General features: G+C 34.6%; 20 protein-coding genes. 2 read left to right on the forward strand and 18 right to left on the reverse strand.

The genetic code is table 11. The features are described from left to right. Window positions 1-187: 187 nt before the first annotated feature. From phnE (MHH59_RS18320) to MHH59_RS18335, 4 genes are all read right to left on the reverse strand, one after another. The gene (gene phnE / locus MHH59_RS18320; RefSeq protein WP_002066554.1) at window positions 188-991 is read right to left on the reverse strand and encodes a phosphonate ABC transporter, permease protein PhnE; all 804 of its coding nucleotides are present in this window, start codon (window positions 989-991) and stop codon (window positions 188-190) included. Continuing rightward, a complete protein-coding gene (gene phnE, locus MHH59_RS18325; RefSeq protein WP_002137773.1) occupies window positions 991-1,785 on the reverse strand; it encodes a phosphonate ABC transporter, permease protein PhnE in 795 nt (264 codons plus the stop codon). Before phnE (MHH59_RS18325) ends, phnE (MHH59_RS18320) begins: the two co-directional genes overlap by 1 nt. Continuing rightward, complete coding sequence (phnC, locus tag MHH59_RS18330) at window positions 1,782-2,555, reverse strand: phosphonate ABC transporter ATP-binding protein (protein WP_002033479.1); 774 nt, start codon at window positions 2,553-2,555, stop codon at window positions 1,782-1,784. Before phnC ends, phnE (MHH59_RS18325) begins: the two co-directional genes overlap by 4 nt. Before the next feature lie 95 nt (window positions 2,556-2,650). Then, window positions 2,651-3,589 carry a phosphate/phosphite/phosphonate ABC transporter substrate-binding protein gene (locus MHH59_RS18335; RefSeq protein WP_002137777.1) on the reverse strand — a complete coding sequence of 313 codons (939 nt, stop codon included), beginning with the start codon at window positions 3,587-3,589 and terminating at the stop codon, window positions 2,651-2,653. Window positions 3,590-3,774: 185 nt separating this feature from the next. On the opposite strand from MHH59_RS18335, the gene MHH59_RS18340 reads away from it, so the two are divergent. Then, window positions 3,775-5,358: a bifunctional metallophosphatase/5'-nucleotidase gene (locus MHH59_RS18340; RefSeq protein ID WP_002128579.1), complete on the forward strand. Its 1,584-nt coding sequence runs from the start codon at window positions 3,775-3,777 to the stop codon at window positions 5,356-5,358. A gap of 40 nt (window positions 5,359-5,398) precedes the next feature. Here the strand turns inward: MHH59_RS18340 and MHH59_RS18345 are convergent, their stop codons facing one another. Beyond that, window positions 5,399-5,638 carry a DUF896 domain-containing protein gene (locus tag MHH59_RS18345; protein WP_002014431.1) on the reverse strand — a complete coding sequence of 80 codons (240 nt, stop codon included), beginning with the start codon at window positions 5,636-5,638 and terminating at the stop codon, window positions 5,399-5,401. 45 nt (window positions 5,639-5,683) lie between these two features. After that, window positions 5,684-6,340 carry a YneB family resolvase-like protein gene (locus MHH59_RS18350; protein WP_002128580.1) on the reverse strand — a complete coding sequence of 219 codons (657 nt, stop codon included), beginning with the start codon at window positions 6,338-6,340 and terminating at the stop codon, window positions 5,684-5,686. A gap of 141 nt (window positions 6,341-6,481) precedes the next feature. Between MHH59_RS18350 and lexA the strand changes: the two genes are divergently transcribed. Then, the gene (lexA, locus tag MHH59_RS18355) at window positions 6,482-7,096 is read left to right on the forward strand and encodes a transcriptional repressor LexA (RefSeq protein ID WP_002087894.1); all 615 of its coding nucleotides are present in this window, start codon (window positions 6,482-6,484) and stop codon (window positions 7,094-7,096) included. Window positions 7,097-7,199: 103 nt separating this feature from the next. On the opposite strand, the gene MHH59_RS18360 is transcribed toward lexA, so the two are convergent. From MHH59_RS18360 to MHH59_RS18415, 12 genes are all read right to left on the reverse strand, one after another. Next, window positions 7,200-8,003 carry a DUF4097 family beta strand repeat-containing protein gene (locus MHH59_RS18360; RefSeq protein ID WP_201052759.1) on the reverse strand — a complete coding sequence of 268 codons (804 nt, stop codon included), beginning with the start codon at window positions 8,001-8,003 and terminating at the stop codon, window positions 7,200-7,202. Continuing rightward, window positions 8,004-8,546: a DUF1700 domain-containing protein gene (locus MHH59_RS18365; protein ID WP_002128581.1), complete on the reverse strand. Its 543-nt coding sequence runs from the start codon at window positions 8,544-8,546 to the stop codon at window positions 8,004-8,006. Continuing rightward, window positions 8,539-8,862 carry a PadR family transcriptional regulator gene (locus MHH59_RS18370; RefSeq protein ID WP_002066545.1) on the reverse strand — a complete coding sequence of 108 codons (324 nt, stop codon included), beginning with the start codon at window positions 8,860-8,862 and terminating at the stop codon, window positions 8,539-8,541. Before MHH59_RS18370 ends, MHH59_RS18365 begins: the two co-directional genes overlap by 8 nt. A gap of 227 nt (window positions 8,863-9,089) precedes the next feature. Beyond that, entirely contained in the window at window positions 9,090-10,889 is a 1,800-nt protein-coding gene (locus tag MHH59_RS18375; RefSeq protein WP_215577298.1) for an ABC transporter ATP-binding protein, read from the reverse strand. Between the two features lie 11 nt (window positions 10,890-10,900). Continuing rightward, window positions 10,901-12,088 (reverse strand): nucleotidyltransferase domain-containing protein, encoded by a 1,188-nt coding sequence (locus MHH59_RS18380; RefSeq protein ID WP_201052761.1) that lies wholly within the window; start codon window positions 12,086-12,088, stop codon window positions 10,901-10,903. Window position 12,089: 1 nt separating this feature from the next. After that, window positions 12,090-12,563 carry a lasso peptide biosynthesis B2 protein gene (locus MHH59_RS18385; RefSeq protein ID WP_340852976.1) on the reverse strand — a complete coding sequence of 158 codons (474 nt, stop codon included), beginning with the start codon at window positions 12,561-12,563 and terminating at the stop codon, window positions 12,090-12,092. Window positions 12,564-12,599: 36 nt separating this feature from the next. Beyond that, window positions 12,600-12,908 carry a lasso peptide biosynthesis PqqD family chaperone gene (locus MHH59_RS18390; RefSeq protein WP_002128586.1) on the reverse strand — a complete coding sequence of 103 codons (309 nt, stop codon included), beginning with the start codon at window positions 12,906-12,908 and terminating at the stop codon, window positions 12,600-12,602. Further along, the gene (locus MHH59_RS18395) at window positions 12,871-13,842 is read right to left on the reverse strand and encodes an aldolase (RefSeq protein WP_002128587.1); all 972 of its coding nucleotides are present in this window, start codon (window positions 13,840-13,842) and stop codon (window positions 12,871-12,873) included. The genes MHH59_RS18390 and MHH59_RS18395 overlap by 38 nt, the downstream gene beginning before the upstream one ends. A gap of 77 nt (window positions 13,843-13,919) precedes the next feature. Then, window positions 13,920-14,045, reverse strand: coding sequence for a paeninodin family lasso peptide (locus tag MHH59_RS18400; RefSeq protein WP_000712621.1), 126 nt, complete (start codon window positions 14,043-14,045; stop codon window positions 13,920-13,922). 15 nt (window positions 14,046-14,060) lie between these two features. Continuing rightward, window positions 14,061-15,998, reverse strand: coding sequence for a lasso peptide isopeptide bond-forming cyclase (locus MHH59_RS18405; RefSeq protein ID WP_340852061.1), 1,938 nt, complete (start codon window positions 15,996-15,998; stop codon window positions 14,061-14,063). Between the two features lie 292 nt (window positions 15,999-16,290). Continuing rightward, a complete protein-coding gene (locus MHH59_RS18410) occupies window positions 16,291-17,454 on the reverse strand; it encodes an aminotransferase class I/II-fold pyridoxal phosphate-dependent enzyme (RefSeq protein WP_201052762.1) in 1,164 nt (387 codons plus the stop codon). Window positions 17,455-17,484: 30 nt separating this feature from the next. Continuing rightward, window positions 17,485-18,180, reverse strand: a complete 696-nt coding sequence (locus MHH59_RS18415) for an HAD family hydrolase (RefSeq protein WP_002128593.1) — start codon at window positions 18,178-18,180, stop codon at window positions 17,485-17,487. Window position 18,181 lies beyond the last annotated feature (1 nt).

Genomic DNA, 18,181 nt, shown 5'->3' on the forward strand with positions numbered 1-18,181 from the left:
ATAAAAAATACAGTGATTCAGGGAATGTATGGGCATTCAATATGACATACTTTTTAATTGTTTTTATTTTAAAAATAAAGATAATTATCTGTATATTTATACAAATATACTAATTTCTGATATATCTCTTTTTTGATAACCTTTAAAAATACAAAAAAGCATCTGAATTAGATGCTTTTAAAACAAATTAAATAATCCGCTTACGAATAGAACTTGAAATAAAATCAATTATAATTACCATTAAAATGATACCTAATAAAATAATTCCCACACGAGACCAATTACGTGAACTAAGTGCAAAAATTAATGGCGTACCAATACCACCTGCTCCAATAACACCTAAAATCGCAGCGGATCGTACATTAATTTCAAACCTGTATAACGTATACGATAGAAAATCCGGTAACACTTGTGGTAATACGGCATACCAAAGTATTTGAAACCGATTTGCACCCGTTGCTATTAACGCTTCCGTCGGTCCCTTATCTATATTTTCAATTCCTTCCGAATATAGTTTCCCTAACATTCCGATAGAGTGTAACCCTAAAGCTAGAACTCCGGCAAAAGAGCCTGGACCAACAGCTTTTATAAATAAAAGAGCCATAACTAATTCAGGAAATGTACGAACAAAACTAAGTACAAATTTCCCAGTTCCTGAAGTTAATTTTCCACTACTCATATTCGTTGCCGCCCAAAAAGCAAATGGAACAGATAAAAAAGCAGAAATAAATGTACCTAATATCGCAATTGCCAACGTATCAATTAAACCGTGTAATAAATCTTCACCATCTGGCAAAGATACATACGACCAATCTGGGTTCAATACGCCTGTCATAATTGCTTTTGTAATTTCTCCCGCCGTATTCTTTATTCCCTCTAACGGGACTCCTGAAAAGGCCCATACATATATAACTGTAAGTGCTATAAAAATAATCCAGCGATATATACTCGGTTTCTTCGGTTTTGGTACGATTATTGTCGTTTTACTCATTATAATTTCCCCCGCAACGCTGTACTTATATAATCAATTAGCAATACAACAACAAGGGTATAAATAATAATAGAAGCAGTTTGTTGATATTGTAAAAATCCAAGTGTACGATCATAATATAATCCAATCCCACCTGCTCCTACTAAACCTAGAACAGCTGCTGCACGTACATTCACCTCAAATGTATAAAGTACATAGGAGACGAAGTGCGCTTTCACTTGCGGAATGACCCCATAAACTATCCATTGCACCTTATTCGCTCCTACAGCTGTCATCGCTTCTAATGGACCTGGATCAATTGATTCAATTGACTCATACAATAATTTCGCTACGAGTCCAACGGAGAAACAAGTAAGAGCCAAAATACCTGGAAGTGGTCCTATTCCAAAAATCGCTACAAAAATAGCCGCTAATAATAAATCTGGTATTGTTCGTATAAAATTTAAAATCAATCGAGCTGGACTGTACAAAAATACACTAGTAAATACGTTACTTGCCGCAAATAGTGCAAGTGGAATGGCTAAAATCGCCCCTAAAGTCGTTCCAATAATCGCCATACGTATTGTATCTAACATTGCTGTTGTAATAATTTGAAAATAACTCCAATCTGGTGGCACCATTTCCTTCAATAAATCCATCATATTCGGAAAACCAACTACTAGTTTTGAAAATGATGCGTCGACCTGTACACTACTACCCCACAACAGTAAAATAACTAAAATAACCGTTAACATATGTTTCAATTTACTCGGCGGCTTCGGTATCGATTTCGAATATATCGTCACTTCATTCATTTAGCTGCCACCTCTAATAATGCGCTTTTCTGAGCTACGTCCCCATAAATTTCAGCGAATTTTTCATCCGTTGCCTCTTCTACTAATCCATCAAAAACAATTTCACCAGCATGTAATCCAATAATACGAGTAGCATATTGCCTCGCTAAATCAATAGAATGTAAGTTTACAATTGTCGTAATTCCAAAATCTTCATTAATTTTCTTCAAATCATCCATTACTTGCTTTGTTGTCAGAGGATCTAACGAAGCAACAGGCTCATCTGCCAATATGATTTTCGCTTCTTGTGCCAATGCTCTAGCAATTGATACACGTTGCTGTTGTCCCCCTGATAATTCATCAGCTCGTGCATATGCTTTTTCTGAGATATTCACTCTATTCAGCGCCTGGAATGCAAGCTCCACATCCTCTTTCGGAAACAGACCTAACGTTGTACGCAATGTAGAATGATATCCAACCCGCCCAGCTAATACATTCTTCAGTACCGTTGATCGCTTCACAAGGTTAAAGCTTTGAAAAATCATACCAATATCTCGGCGCATGCGTCGTAATCCTTTTCCTTTTGCAGCAGTAATAGACTCCCCTTCAATAATGATTTCTCCTTCTGTGATTTCATGAAGGCGATTTACCGATCTGAGAAGTGTTGATTTTCCAGCACCGGATAGCCCGACCATTACAACAAACTCACCTTTTTGAATTTTCAAGTTTATATTATTCAATCCTTTTGTACCATTCGGATACACTTTGGAAACATTTCGAAACTCTATCACACATCTTACCTACCTTCTATGTATTATCAATAACTGAAAAACGGCAAACTAACTGAAATCACACACTTTCCAGTTAGTCGCCATTTCCATATGTATTATTGCGTTTTCACTTTCTTTCCATATTCACGAACGATATCAAATTTACTATCATCAGATTTAACGTATCCTTCATGTGAGTATACTTCTTTAATGATTTTGTGCCCTTCCTCATTCTTTCCTATTTCAATGAAAGCATCCTGTAATTTCTTGCTCCACTCTGCATCTAAATCAGAACGTACAGAAATCGTATCGTTTGGAATTTTCTCCGTAAATTTTACTATTTTCGTTTGATCGAATATATTCGGATAATCTTTTTTTACAATATTACGAGCATCTTGGAATACAACAGCTGCATCTACATCACCATTTAAAAGAGCAATAAGTGACTGATCATGACCTTTTAATGTAACAGGTTTCACATCTTTCAACGGATCGATTCCCTCTTTTAACAATACAGCCGCAGGCCATACATAACCCGCTGATGATGTTACATCTTGATAGCCAATTTTTTTACCTTTTAAATCTTTTACACTATTAATATTAGAATCTTTCTTAACAACAAACTCTGATTTATAAACATCTACTAAATCCTTTGTGGGAGCTCCAGTTTCATCATCTACCCCAAAACGTTGCGCCTGTAAAATTACGTTTGCAGCCTTTTTCTCATGCGCTAACACATACGCTGTTGGAGGTAAAAATCCTACATCTACTTGCTTAGATGCCATCGCTTCTACAATTGTATTGTAATTCGTTGAAATACTAACTTTTACCGGAATGTTTAATTTATCACTTAATAGCTTTTCCAATGGTTTTGCCTTCGCCTCTAACGTATCTGCATTTTGAGAAGGAACAAATTGAACATTTAGTGTCTTCGGTACATAACCTTTTTTCGTATCTTCATTTTTACTTGCACTTGATTCCTTCGTTCCACATCCACTTAATAATCCCGCTGCTAGTACAACTGTTGTGCTCATTGCAAAAACTTTTTTCAACATGTTAATGCCTCCATTTTTCGTTGTTATAAAATAACCTTCCATAAACATGAAGAAATATATCACATATTTTTACAAATAATTGCTTATTTACAGAATCTTTACATATTCTATACATTCACATTAAAATTCTTTTCATATATTTGATATGATTAATTGAAAGATAACTATAGAAAAGGTGAATGGCGTTGAATCAAAATCAAATTGTAACTTTAAATATTTTATTAACAAGCGATGTACATGGTACTGTGTATCCAATTCACTACCAAGATAACTCCAAAGCAGAAATTGGTTTAGCTAAAATTTCTACTCTCATAAAAAAAGAACGTTCTCAAAATGCAAACGTTCTTCTGATTGATAACGGGGACTTCATTCAAGGAACACCATTTACTTATCATTACGCTACATACGAAAAAGATATGGAAAACCCAATGTCCTTATTAGCCAACTACTTAGAGTATGACATTGCAATTATCGGAAATCATGAATTTAATTACGGAATGGATATATTAAATAATGCTGTGACTACTGCAAATTCCCCTTATCTATCAGCAAACATTTTAGATAAAAACAGAAAAGAACCTTATTTCGGAAAACCATATATAATAAAACATATTGAATCAAATATAAAAATTGCTATTTTAGGGGTGACAACGCATTACATCCCCCATTGGGAACAAGCACATCATATTAAAGATTTACAATTTGAAGATGCATTTGAAACAACAAAAAAATGGGTTTCTTACATCCGTAAACATGAAAAACCAGATTTACTAGTCGTAGCCTATCACGGGGGATTTGAACGTGATTTACAAACCGGAGTACCGACTGAAGTTTTAACAGGTGAAAACCAAGGATATGCAATGTGCCATGAAATTGAAGGCATAGATATTTTACTAACAGGCCACCAACACCGAGAAATCGCTCACACCGTGATTAATGGTGTAACAATTTTACAGACCGGATGCAATGGACACTCAGTTGGAAAAGTAACAGTAACATTCGAAAAAGCAGAACAAAAATGGGTGAAAAAAGAGAGTTATTCAGAGTTATTGCCCGTACAAGGAATTGCGGCAGACCAAGATGTTCTTTCCTTGGTTGCCAATTATGAAGAGAAAACACAAAATTGGCTTGATAAACCTATTGGAATAATTTATGGGGATATGCAAATTTCCGATGCTATGCAAACACGTTTGCAAGACCATCCTTTTATTGAATTCATAAATAAAATACAGATGGATATAGCTAATGTTTCAATTTCTTGTACAAGTTTGTTTCATAATACATCTCCAGGTTTCCCTAAACATGTAACAATGCGTGACATCGTTTCTAATTATATTTATCCAAATACATTAAAAGTAATTAGAATAACCGGAGCGGATATAAAAAATGCTCTCGAACTCTCTGCTTCTTATTTCACATTAAAAGCAGATGGAACCATCATCGTAAACCCTACCTATATAGAACCAAAACCACAACACTATAATTACGATATGTGGGAAGGGATTTCGTATGTATTAAACATTTCAAAACCAATTGGAGAGAGAGTAGAGTCTTTGCAGTATAAAGGCGCTCCTCTTAATATGAATGAAGAATATGACGTTGTTATGAATAATTATCGTGCAAGCGGTGGCGGGAACTTCTTTATGTTTCAAAATAAACCAGTAGTAAAAGACATACCAACAGATATGTCTGAACTTATCGCTAACTATATATTGAAGCATAAAAGGATAGAAGCAACGAAAAATGAAAACTGGAAAGTTATTAAATAACAATTTTAACAAATAAAAAAAGATGGGCTATGCCCATCTTTTAATTTAATTTTGCATTATCCTGCTTTTTTAAAGCTTTTAATTTCGCCGGTGTAACGTCCGTGCCTTCTTCGTTAACGACTTTAATTCCTTTTAATTCGTTTAACATATTTTGACGAAATCCTTTTAAATATTGTTCACGAAGCGATTGGCGCTCACGTTGTTCTTCTTCAGTTAAGCCTTCAGCTTTTGCTTTTTTCGCTAAGAAGTTAATGCGTTCAATGAGTTCTTGACTTGGCATCTCGAATCCCCCTTCTACTCAAAACTGATTATTATCATACAATAGTTAGTCCTCTTTATCAAGCAATTGCTTTGTATATTCTACATACCTTCGATGTACAGTTGCTTTTGAAACATCATGACCAAAACCACGAAGTGTTGCTGCAATTTCTTCAAAAGTTAATTCATTCCGGCGCAAACGTACAATTTCCTCAATTGGCACTTCTTTTTTCTCACGTCCTACGCTTAAATGACGATTTTTCAAATTATTTTCTGGACGAAATCCTTTCTCCACTGCTCTTTGCATGCCACGTTTAATTTTTAAATTGTGGATCTTTCTTTGATACTCTTCAACGATCCCAATTATATTTAGCACCATCGAATCAGAATCTGAAAGCTGTAATTCACCACTATGTGTGTGTGTATAAACTTTTATCCCCTCTTTATGTAAACAATGCATTAATGCAATCTTTGCATTTCCTCTACCAAGACGCGTTTCATCTTGTATAAGTAGTACATCAACTTGTTCATCTCGAATTGTATCTAGCACTTCTAATATGCCATCACGTTCAATTGTATAACCGCTAGCCTGCTCCTCAATTACCTTTGTAACATCCATTTGATAGCGCTCAGCTAAATGCAATAATTCATCTTTTTGACGCAATAATGATGTTTCCTGTTCTTCTTTTGTTGTGCTCACACGTGCATAAATAATTGCATTCATTTTGAACCCTTCTTTCTCACTATATTTTCCTTATAGTGTATCATAAATTTGCCTTTCGTTCGAACTTATGTTTGTAGAATGTTTTTTCGCATGTTATACTTAATAATAAGAAAAATGAAAGAAAACGAGGTGTTAGAAAACATGGAAAAGTTAACGAAACGCCAGCAAGACATTCTCGACTTTATTAAGCTAAAAGTACAAGAAAAAGGATATCCACCTTCCGTACGTGAAATCGGTCAAGCAGTCGGCCTTGCTTCTAGTTCTACAGTGCACGGACATTTATCACGACTAGAAGAAAAGGGATATATTCGACGCGATCCAACAAAACCACGCGCAATTGAAATTTTAGGTGACAACCGAACGGAAACACAATCTGTTATTCAAGTTCCAATCATCGGAAAAGTTACTGCCGGTTTACCGATTACAGCAGTCGAAAGTGTAGAAGATCACTTCCCACTTCCAGCTAGTATCGTTGCTGGAGCAGATCAAGTGTTTATGTTACGCATTTCTGGAGATAGCATGATTGAAGCCGGTATCTTTGATGGTGATTTAGTTGTTGTTCGCCAACAACAGTCTGCATACAACGGTGAAATTGTAGTTGCTTTAACAGAAGATAACGAAGCAACTGTTAAACGTTTCTATAAAGAAAAAGATCATTTCCGTCTACAACCGGAAAACTCTTCACTAGAACCTATTATTTTAAAACAAGTGTCAGTTATTGGAAAAGTAATTGGCGTATATCGTGATTTACATTAAAAATAATAAAAAGAAGATAATTCCCTTATTTATATAGGTAATTATCTTCTTTTTATATTTTGATAGATTTCCGTTCATTCAAAAGAATGCGTTTCATTAATTATTAACGCGTTTCAATAGTAACATCTCCAGCAGCGGTTTTACCGCTAATCTTTTTACTACCATTACCAATCGTTATATTTTTATTGTCTTCATTAAAAATTGTCACGTCTCCAGCAGCAGTTTGCCCAGTTATAACTGCATCTTGTGGTTTTTCCAATAAAGTAATATCTACATCTCCAGCAGTTGAACTTACCTCTAAATCATATTTAGAATCATGATCAATAATATCTATATCCCCACTAGCCGTTTTTGCTGTTACTTTCCCTATTACTTTTTTAAAATTCACCTCACCAGCTTTTGTAGACCCCTCCACACTCTTTGCTGTTACATGTTTCAAATCCACTTCTCCGGCGAGTGTTTCAACACTTACGCGGTCACTTTTCACATTACTTATTCCTATTTGTCCAGCGGATGAATTTACTTTTATCTCTTGATAAGAACGTTCAGGTACTAATATAGTCAATGTAGGCGTTTGAAATCCGAAATTGTAAAATGAAAAATCAAATGAAACACCTTTTTCTATTTCCCCTATGATTTTTAATGTATCACCATCTTCAGCAATACGAATCTCCTGTTTACTTACGTCTCCTTTTTGCTTTACATAAAAAGAGGAATCAGGAGATTTTTGGACAACAATATCTCCAGCATCTAACTTAACTTCTACATTTTTTAGCGTTTCGTTTTTAATTACGTCCTCTTTATCTCCTTTCTCTGCAGTTTGTACTGCTTTTTCATATGTTTGTGAAATCCCTATTACTCCAATAATGATACAAGCGATAGCTACTAATAATATCTTTTTCATCATCTACTCCCCTTTTATCATTTTGAAGTTCCAGACTACATAGCGTACACATAATCTTTTAAACCACTTCGTACTATAATAAGCTACAATACATAACAACAAACCTACTCCGACAAACGTTATACTAACGAAAAGATCCAACCATATAAAAGTGCCCATAAATACTTTTACAATAACGAAAAATGGTGTCACTACACTAGCAATCCCACCGACCCAAAAGGAAAATATAAAAGCTATAATTGCAACTAACGGGCCTAACACAATAATAAAATTAAACAAACTAAGTCCAACCGCTGCCATGACAGCTCTTGTCACATTTGAAGTCGACGGATCTTTTTTCATTTCATCAAATCGATACATCGCAAGTAAGTCTTTCGCAATTACTTTCGGAGAGCCAAGTCCCTTTATTATTTCTGATTCAGTTTTCCCCTCTTCCATCCCAAACTGAAAGTGCTCTTCATAATCAAATAAAATATCTTGTCGCTCTTCTTCTGGTAACTTTCTAAGATGACTTGATAATTCTTTAAGAAACTGCTCTTTACTCATCCCATTCCACCCCTTCAATAATTTCTTGAACACCTTTAGCAAAATCACGCCACTCTGTTACTAATAAAGTAAGTTGCATCTCTCCTTGCTCTGTTAGTTGATAATATTTACGGGGCGGTCCTTCCGTGGATTCTTTTAAATACGTTTGAAAATATCCCTCTTTCGTTAAACGACGTAATAACGGATATACAGAACCTTCCGATATTAAAAATTTATTAGAGATTTGCTGAACAAGTTCATATCCATAACAATCCTTACGTTTTACAAGTGCCAATACACACAGTTCTAACACACCTTTTTTAAACTGAACGTTCAAGGACGATCCCCCTTTCTCATTTTAGTACTGTTCAATAAACGGTAGCTATTTTATCCATAATATACCACTTAGTATTGTTTATTGCAAGGTACTGAATTATATTTATTCCCTAAATTTAGAAAACACAAATATAAAAGCCCGAATAAGATCTGTTGTAACTGACCATTATCCCGGCTTTCATTCAACTCGAATTACAATACTACAAGATTTCATTCAATCTTTCTCCTCTATGAACCCACTTCCATTTGTGACCCTAATAAATTTCGAAATACACCTTTTCTCTCTTTAGCCAATTGATTAAATTCACCTTTTTGAACAATCTCACCTTTTCCTAAAACAATAACTTGATCTGCATTGCGGATCGTAGATAACCGATGCGCAATAACAACAATAGTCATCGTTCCTTTCAACCTTTCTATTGCTGATTGAATTTTTACTTCATTTTCAGTATCTAATGCACTCGTAGCTTCATCTAATACTAAAATGGATGGTTGTCTTAAAATAGCTCGAGCTAGTACAAGTCGTTGACGTTCACCACCTGAAAGTCTCACTCCACGATCTCCAATGAGAGTATCAAGCCCTTTTGGAAGCATTCGTACAAATTCAGCTGCCGCCGCAAAATCTAATGCAGTCCAAATTTGTTCTTCACTCGCATTCGGCTCAATCATCAATAAATTTTCTCTTATGCTTGCATTAAATAAAAAAGGATCTTGTGGCACATAACTAATAGCCCGTCTCAATGACAATAAATTTTCACTTGTAAGAGGAGTTCCATCTATTAATACTTGACCTTTCTCTGGCTGAATCAATCCCATTAAAACATCGATTAATGTACTCTTCCCAGCTCCCGAATGTCCCACAATAGCCGTCATACTATTGATTGGTATTTTCACATTAATATTTTGAAGTGCATACAAATGCTCCTTCTTATTATATCGAAAATAAATACCCTTACATTCAATACCCTGCTCTATACAAATCGGCTTTATATGTTTTTGCTGATGTATATCCTGCATTTCAATTGCTTCATTACATTCCCCTTGTAATTCCCATAATGACTTAAAAGCAGGAATGCTTGCAGCAAGCTGTTCTAAATTTGACTGAATTGTCATAAATCGTGGCCATAGTCTCGAAAAGATGAGTATGATTAATAGTAATTGGGTGGGTTGAGCTTTAAATATACTTACTGATAATAATATAAAAAATGCAATTAAAATAGCCATTGAAACTTTATAAAACAATTGAGAGTTCGACCTTATTCTCATATACTCCATTTGTTCATTACTCATCTTTTCTGTTATAGATTGTAACCAATCTAAACGTGATGCTTCCAAAGTATTACTCTTTATATCTTTAATTCCATTAAAATGATCTGTTATACCAGAAAGATAGTCTTGTGCTAATTTCGAGGTCTTACCGCCTAGTATTCGTGCTTTTTTTATAAAAGCACGAGAAGCTACTAAGAATAATAAGCCAAAGACCAAAACAAATATAGTTATTTGGGGAGATAATAAAAACGCAAGCCCCACCTGTATGAATGTAAACAGAATAACAGCTAACAATTGTAAAATTAAATTAACCCCATAACTTACGCGAGCTAATTCTGTAGTTAATATATTTATTAGATTTGTTTTCCTTTTCTCTAAAAAAAAACTCCACTTCGCTTTTAGAATCATACTATATGTTTCTATTCTTAATTCTCGTACAAAAGCTTGTTGCGTTCTCGCATCCCTTAGCGTTATGTTTCGTTGTAATAGATTTTGACCTAACACTATTAGTATATATATACCTAAAATAGAAATTAGACTTGTTGTTTTAGGGAAATCCTGCAAAAATCTATAGACAGGTGCAATAAAAGCAGTCTCCTCACCTATATTAATTATTCCAGTCATACTTATCATAGGAATTAATAAAATAATACCTATCCCTTCAAGTAAACTTATTAAAACCATACCAAACAAATTCACATACAGAATTTTCCCTGCAGAAGAATATAATTTCTTCATAAAATATATAATATGATTCATCGATGTTCCCCCTATAACAAAGCAAGCTTCTTTGTTTTCCTCCAAAGACATAGAAACGGACGTAAAGGAAAATATAAAAAATGAAGGAATTTAGGTAACGGCAATGTTTTTGCATCAATTGGATAAGGATATAGTTGGCTCATAATATATAAAATCTTTTGCTGATTAGACATTAGTGAAAATAAATGTCGACTATGATAAGCAAGTACTTCTTTTGGCACAGGGTCGGTATGCAAGTTTATCATTTGCTTGAAATAAAACAACGCTTCTTGCGCTAACTGTTTTGAATGTTTTTTAGTTACTAATTCCATCATTCTTTCATCTAGTCGTACACCTAGCAATTGAGATGCCAAAATTAACGCTTGTCCTCCTAAATGAAGCATTTGATATTTTCTCATTAATTTATGAATCTCACTCCAATTAAGATCTTGATCGACAATTTTTTTTATGTCTACTAACCAACGTAGCCTGGACCAACCATGTCTGGCACCATGAGATACAAGAAATAAAAATAAGTCTTCCTTCCCTAACATATATACCGAATTACTCGTAAGTGTACTTTTTCTCTTTCGCTTCCAAAGCTCTTCAAACCCAGGTTCCTTACCCGGTCCGGGATTTAATCTCCAATGAATTTCAAGTTTGATCCGCCTTGTTGGGTGGAAAAATGTTATATGGTGATGCCTCCATTTCCAATCACTTAATATCGTTTGAATATAATCATCTTTCACATACCCTTGCTCTAAAAGTAGTTTTTCTGCTTTTTCTAAATTTTGAATAGGGATGAGAACGTCCAAATCACAGGATGTTCGTAAAGAAAGATCTCCATATAAGTCCTGAGATAGTACAGGCCCTTTTAGAAAAATCGTACGAATCTCATTTTCATTACATAATTTATTTATTCGTTCCATTTCAGCACTTAAATAAAGCATTTGAAATGTATTTCTTTTATATTTTCTAGTCAAGGTTTGTACAATATGTGAAGGAATCAGCTCCTTGTCCACCTGTTTAAGTTTTTGATATATCACCGGATAAACGCGATGATGCACGGCTTGCTCAAGAAATACTTCCCAATCAATATCCGAAAACCATTCATTACTGTAAGTTTGCATTGTTTCGTCATCTTGTAACTTCAAAATTGCAAAAAGAAGTTTCAATTCCTTAGACATGAACTCTACATTAAGACCAAAATCTTTCTCCATTTTACTCTCCTTTAATAGTGTTCTCACTTAGCCTCTTTGCAAATGATCCAACGACAGTGAATTTCTCCATTCCTTCCGATCCAGTAACATAAAAAGAACCGCTACGTAACCATGCATGTGCAATTAGTTCCCCACTATTATCCTTAGCCATTCCTAAATAAAGAGTACTCTCAATGTGACGTTTTTCAAGCATTTTCATCCCAGCTATAGCTTTAACGAGACATTGACTTTCCCAAAAAGTATAACAACTCATAATAGAAATTGCTTCGGACACCTTTTTTAGCGTATCTCCGTGCGGTTGAATATGAGTACTTGAGGTTTCACTCATGTAATCCCCTAAAGAAGGTGCAACTTTGGAAAATGTAATATTTTTTAGTACACGTGCCCATCCTAAAAAAATAAAAGCCTCTAAAAATAAGAGCTTTGTTTTCATGTTTAGTGATAAAAACATCCTTAACCTTTTCACAATATTTATTAATCCCTTCCTAACAGTTCTTTTGAAATTACGAATCTATCTATTAGGCTGATCTTTTATTTGAATTAACCCTTCTTGAAACAAACACTCTAAAAAGGAAAGAACTTGCTCTTCACAATCTTTTCGTTCAATATCATAGTTAGATACTAGCATAGTAACAAGCTGATTAATTATTATTGGCTTTTCAATAAGCTCCCATATTTCTCCGCCTATTTCACCTAAGTTATAGTAATTTCCTTTCTGGACATTTAACATAACTTTTTCTCCATCCATATCGCTTACTATATTACCCTTACTTTGGACAACGTTATGTTCTAATGATATTTTTCTCGAGTGGACAACCATCAACCATACTCCCTTTCTGTATAGTATTTAAAATAACTTCCACAAGCTCATGAGCTGTAAATCTTGAAGCCGGGCGGCTTACTTGAAATATTTCCATTCCACTTGCAATATTAGATGAAGTTTCAAAATGCCATTCCATCAATCCTAATTTAGAAATCAAAGAATTCCTAAAAGTATGGCGGTATAATTTATACAAGCGTGCGAGCCCTTCTATACGGGTCATCTCGATATCTTCTCCCTGCGTTTTTACTAATTCAATAACACCAGCAAGAGGTAATGGATCAGGAAAGAATTGAGAATTCACAGGAACAGCATACTTCGTTTCCCTTTCAAATAAAGGGCTAAATTGCGCTACTTCCATTCCTAACTCATTTATGCTCTCTTGCCATAATTTTTGTTGTGCGTAAGAAGGATGAACTATTGCAGTATTTTTATTCAAAAGAGACACAGCAACTACATCATCACTTAAAAGCTTATATCCTTTATTCAAAAAAGCCGAGGCTAACGTTGATTTTCCAGCTCCTGAATCACCAATTAATGCATATGCTTTCCCATCTATAGCAATTACACTCCCATGCAATGGGAGTATTTTACGTTGCATTAACAGCGCCCCCATACAAGTTCCCAAAATATATAGTCGAATTTTATCTTCTTCTGCATTTGCCATAGGTGAAAAGGTGATTTTCTCACCTGATTGTATAGCGAATATTGCAGTTTGAGGAACATGAAACATAACTATATCATCCTCCACTACTATCGTTTTTTGCTTTTCTGCGCTATATTCACCCCACTGTTCTGACAAATCAGTTATTTCAACTTGAACATCCGCCATCTCTTTTTTTTCATTCAGCTGAGACAATTCAGGTAATGGGATTTCACTTACTATTTTTAACCCGAAGGCTTGATATAACACATTCCCCATAGAATCAAACATCCTATCCCCCCACATTGTCAATTTTTTGAAAGCTCTTATATAATAAAGCTATATAAGAGCTTTATTTTTCCAATGACTTAACTGTACTTCACTGGATCATCTGGGTCAGGTTGAACAGCATCTGGATATTTATGCCCAGGCCCCGCCATAGTCATATTAATATTAAGTACTTCTAATACAGGTTGTTTCCATTCCTTTTTCATACGTATCACCTCCTTTCACATTGCTTTTTTTATAAATCGATAGAAGATTAAGCTACGCATTAAAATTCTAAAATCTAAATCAAATGCATATTCTGGTCGAGGTTCTTTACAAATTTTTGAGATAGCTTTCTTAATTACCTCGACATTTAGAAATTCAGAAATTACTGGATCTACACTAAGTTCTTCAACTTCCTCAATAAATTCATTCCAAAAAGGAGCCATACGGTAAACACCATCTGCACCTTGAATACCTCGAACCCGTTGATTCAATCGTACTTTATCAGGAAGGAAATTCTTTGTGGCTCTCCGGATCAGGGCTCGATCCAAACCATTTTGAACATACTGTTCTTCTGGAACTGACAAACAAAATTGAATCAATCGTAAGTCATTTGTGGGATCACGATCCCATAAAGCATAACGTAATGATAATTTCGTTTCATACGTTCCATTTATGCTCCAATAATATGGTTTTTCAAACTGTTCTCTTTTCATGTCATATGCATTAGAGATAGAGGTGCCTGTTATATCGATGTCTTGTTCTCTGAGTCTGTCAAAAACATTCATTTCCCTTGCAAATTCCGGATTAATTATTGCGGAATTTGCATCTTGTTTCCCTGAAAAAAGTAACTGATGCAAAAATGGAAATGCCTTTCGTCTTACCACTTCAAAAATACGTGATTTTTTCACTCCTATATTTCTACTATATAAATGTAGTTCACGATAAAAACGAATCCAATGTAGCTTTTTCAATAACATTGCCTGGTAATCTAAAATAGGTCCCCACGATACTGTCCAATTACCTCTTTGACCACTAAGAAGTACTCCTATTCCATTCTGAGATGCTTTTTCATAAACTCCACTCAACCAAAAAGTATTCTCAAAAAATTTATATGGCATCTCCATTGTTTCCAACCAATCATCAATTTCCGATAGTGGGCTTCTCTCCGGCAATTCTAAATAATAATCCTGTATATTCCCTACATGCTCGACAGTCGATTGAATAAATGGTCTTTCGTCAGCTATTCTACCTTTGTGTGTCCAATCTTCAAATCCTTCTACTGGAACATAACTGTACGTATGTAATTTTTTATTTTCAGCCCGTAAATCACTTGCAGCAAAACTAACGACAGAACCTGAGTCTAGCCCTCCGCTCAAATGAGCTCCTACTTGGTGATGTGTTCGTAAACGTGCCTTCACTGCACTTTGATACACCTCTCGAAACGCCTCTTCATACTCTTCATTTGATTTTAAATTAAGCATTTCCCCAACAGTTGGTGTATAGTATCGCGAAAACTTCACTTCGCCTTCCTTTACCAAAATAGTGTGTGATGGAGGCACTTGTTCTATATATTTGTAAACTGTTAACTGTGGATCTACCGTTTCGAAATTTACAGGTATAGCTAGAAATTCAGCAATCCACTGCTTATTCAATTTCTTCTCAACATATGGTAGAGAAAATAACGGATTTATAATAGTACAAAAAGTAAATTTTTCCTCACCACGATAAAAATAAAGTGTCCGACTTCCTGAAAAATCTCTGGCACCAAAAAGAATTTGTTTTTTCTCATCCCAAATCATAAAGGCAAAATCGCCTACCAAATATTTTGGAGCCGCTTCCCCCCATTTCTGATAAGAGAGTAAAATTAACTCGCTATCTGTCATGTTTTTTCTATCCGAATAATCCACTTGTAATTTTTCAAATAACTCATCACGATTATCAATAATAGCATCTGCTGTAATTGCCAGTTGCTTTTCATAATTATAAAAGGGTAATTGTTCACCAACTGACTCTGGTGTAATCCATTGTGCATGACATCCTAGAAAAGCATTTTCTTTGTGCCATATTTGAATATCATCGGCAGGATATTTGTATAAACGACTCATTACTTCTCTTCCGTGCTCAATTGATACAGGCTCATTAGTAAAGTGAATAATGCCAGCTATAGCGCTCATTTCTTCCTCCTAATATATGAAAAGTTACTACAAATACTATTTACATATTAAATTCGTTAAACATACCTCTTTATCATTCTTTTTAACGAACGAAATTATTTGTTTTATTACTTTCTCAATTACATGCTTAAATTTACTTTCAGACTAAGATATAGATATTAAAAGCCTATAATTATCCCTTTTTTATGTCAATTGAAACTGAATGTTCCCAAACAATCCCCTTTGGAATTCACTATAAAGAACAAATAGTGGTACATATACAAATCTAATTCCAATTTTACTTACTTTTCTTTTAATTCTTCCATTCTACTGCTTTTAAAATGCTTTGAATTACCCTTTGTTGATCTTCAGCTAACATATTAGATCCTGAAGGCAAACAAATTCCACTTTGAAATAAGGAATGCGACACATCTTCATTTTTACTATGCGGATAATACTTCTTCTCTTTAAAGAGCGACTGCATATGAAGTGGCTTCCACATAGGACGCGCTTCAATATTCTCTTCTGCTAAAGTTCTCAACAATTTCCCAATAGTGATCCCGGATTCCTTTTCATCAATTGTCAATGTAGTAAGCCAACGATTAGAGCGAGTATTTTCTAATTCAGGCATAAAATAAAATCCTGGCATGTGAGATAGCGCTTCATAATACCGTTTATATATAAATCTTCTAGCTCTCACCCTATCTTCTAACACTTCTAATTGTCCTCTACCAATACCAGCTAAAATATTACTCATTCGATAATTATATCCTATCTCACTATGCTCATAATGTGGAGCTGGATCCTTTGCTTGTGTCGCTAAAAACTTCGCTCTCTCTAATGCTTCTACATCATTAGAAACTAGCATTCCACCACCCGAAGTTGTAATGATTTTATTTCCGTTAAATGAATAAACCCCAAACCTCCCAAATGTACCGCTTGCTTTTCCTTTATATGTAGAACCTAGAGATTCTGCTGCATCCTCAACTATAGGAACATTATATTGATTACAAAGTGAAAGAATTTCATCTAGTTTAGCACTCTGACCATATAAATGAACAAGAATGATAGCCTTTGGTAATTTCCCCACTTTATTAGCTTCATACAATGCATGTGCCAATGCATTCGGTGACATATTCCATGTTTCCGGTTCTGAGTCAATAAATACTGGTTCAGCTCCCAAATAAACAATCGGATTCGCACTCGCTACAAAAGTAAAACTTGAACAAAACACTGTATCTCCCTTTTGGACATCTAATAATCGCAAAGCTAAATGAATAGCAGCCGTACCTGAACTAACTGCAGCCCCACCTTTCACTCCTACAAAAGATGCAAGTTCTCTTTCAAATCCATCAACATTTGGGCCAAGAGGGGCAATCCAGTTTGTATCAAATGCATTTTGAATATATTTTTGTTCATTCCTACTCATGTGCGGAGAGGAAAGGTAAATTCGCTTTTTATGCTGAACTGTGTGCATGTAAACACATCCTTTATACATATTTAAATACTATGTATCTAAAAACATATGCTCTAATACAGATATATCAGATAATCTCCTTAAATTATCAATTGTATAATGTGCTTTATAAGCTTGCTCAACTATAAGATTATGGTGAATTCCACCTTCTCTATTAATATGGATCGTTAACCATTTCAATTTCTTGGCTGTTATAAAATCCTTACTTAAATTATCTCCTATATAGACACATTGCTGATGAGGCACCTGTAGTTCCTTACTTATTTTTTCATAAGGAATTTGGCTCGGCTTCCAATATTCTTTTCCCAGCTCATCAGTGAGAATTATCGAATGAAATCTCTCTTTTAACTTTAATGCATTAATTTTCTTTTCTTGGGCAACTAAATATCCGTCTGAAATAAGTCCTATTTTAACGGTATTAACTAAATTATTTAGTACCCAATCCGCTTCATCCAACAATTGAATATCTGGTTTATGAAACCTATACTGTTCTATCAAATTACTAATCAATTTTTCATCGTAAGGAATGTTTAACTTTTCTAGTGTTTCATTAAACACGAACCTTCTTTCCCCCGAATCGAATAATTGAATTGCAATATTATAAAATCCGGTTTTCTTATACTTCTCTTTAATCCAATCATCCACTGCTTTAAAACCACTTACAACATAATCTTTCTCTTTATATAAAGTATCATCCATATCAAAAACAATTGCTTTAATCATCATC

This window comes from Bacillus sp. FSL E2-0195, assembly GCF_038003645.1.
GTDB classification, from domain to species: Bacteria; Bacillota; Bacilli; order Bacillales; family Bacillaceae_G; genus Bacillus_A; species Bacillus_A mycoides.

What these genes read in the sequence shown, in the direction of transcription:
- MHH59_RS18345 (WP_002014431.1), bottom strand. Translation starts at nt 5,638, where the DNA reads ATGCCAAGTCAAGAACTCATTGAACGCATTAACTTCTTAGCGAAAAAA.
- MHH59_RS18395 (WP_002128587.1), bottom strand. Translation starts at nt 13,842, where the DNA reads ATGTTTGATTCTATGGGGAATGTGTTATATCAAGCCTTCGGGTTAAAA.
- MHH59_RS18365 (WP_002128581.1), bottom strand. Translation starts at nt 8,546, where the DNA reads ATGAGTAAAGAGCAGTTTCTTAAAGAATTATCAAGTCATCTTAGAAAG.
- phnE (WP_002066554.1), bottom strand. Translation starts at nt 991, where the DNA reads ATGAGTAAAACGACAATAATCGTACCAAAACCGAAGAAACCGAGTATA.
- MHH59_RS18390 (WP_002128586.1), bottom strand. Translation starts at nt 12,908, where the DNA reads ATGGTTGTCCACTCGAGAAAAATATCATTAGAACATAACGTTGTCCAA.
- MHH59_RS18415 (WP_002128593.1), bottom strand. Translation starts at nt 18,180, where the DNA reads ATGATGATTAAAGCAATTGTTTTTGATATGGATGATACTTTATATAAA.
- MHH59_RS18400 (WP_000712621.1), bottom strand. Translation starts at nt 14,045, where the DNA reads ATGAAAAAGGAATGGAAACAACCTGTATTAGAAGTACTTAATATTAAT.
- lexA (WP_002087894.1), top strand. Translation starts at nt 6,482, where the DNA reads ATGGAAAAGTTAACGAAACGCCAGCAAGACATTCTCGACTTTATTAAG.
- MHH59_RS18335 (WP_002137777.1), bottom strand. Translation starts at nt 3,589, where the DNA reads ATGTTGAAAAAAGTTTTTGCAATGAGCACAACAGTTGTACTAGCAGCG.
- phnE (WP_002137773.1), bottom strand. Translation starts at nt 1,785, where the DNA reads ATGAATGAAGTGACGATATATTCGAAATCGATACCGAAGCCGCCGAGT.
- MHH59_RS18375 (WP_215577298.1), bottom strand. Translation starts at nt 10,889, where the DNA reads ATGAATCATATTATATATTTTATGAAGAAATTATATTCTTCTGCAGGG.
- MHH59_RS18360 (WP_201052759.1), bottom strand. Translation starts at nt 8,003, where the DNA reads ATGATGAAAAAGATATTATTAGTAGCTATCGCTTGTATCATTATTGGA.
- MHH59_RS18410 (WP_201052762.1), bottom strand. Translation starts at nt 17,454, where the DNA reads ATGCACACAGTTCAGCATAAAAAGCGAATTTACCTTTCCTCTCCGCAC.
- MHH59_RS18350 (WP_002128580.1), bottom strand. Translation starts at nt 6,340, where the DNA reads ATGAATGCAATTATTTATGCACGTGTGAGCACAACAAAAGAAGAACAG.
- MHH59_RS18380 (WP_201052761.1), bottom strand. Translation starts at nt 12,088, where the DNA reads ATGGAGAAAGATTTTGGTCTTAATGTAGAGTTCATGTCTAAGGAATTG.
- MHH59_RS18405 (WP_340852061.1), bottom strand. Translation starts at nt 15,998, where the DNA reads ATGAGCGCTATAGCTGGCATTATTCACTTTACTAATGAGCCTGTATCA.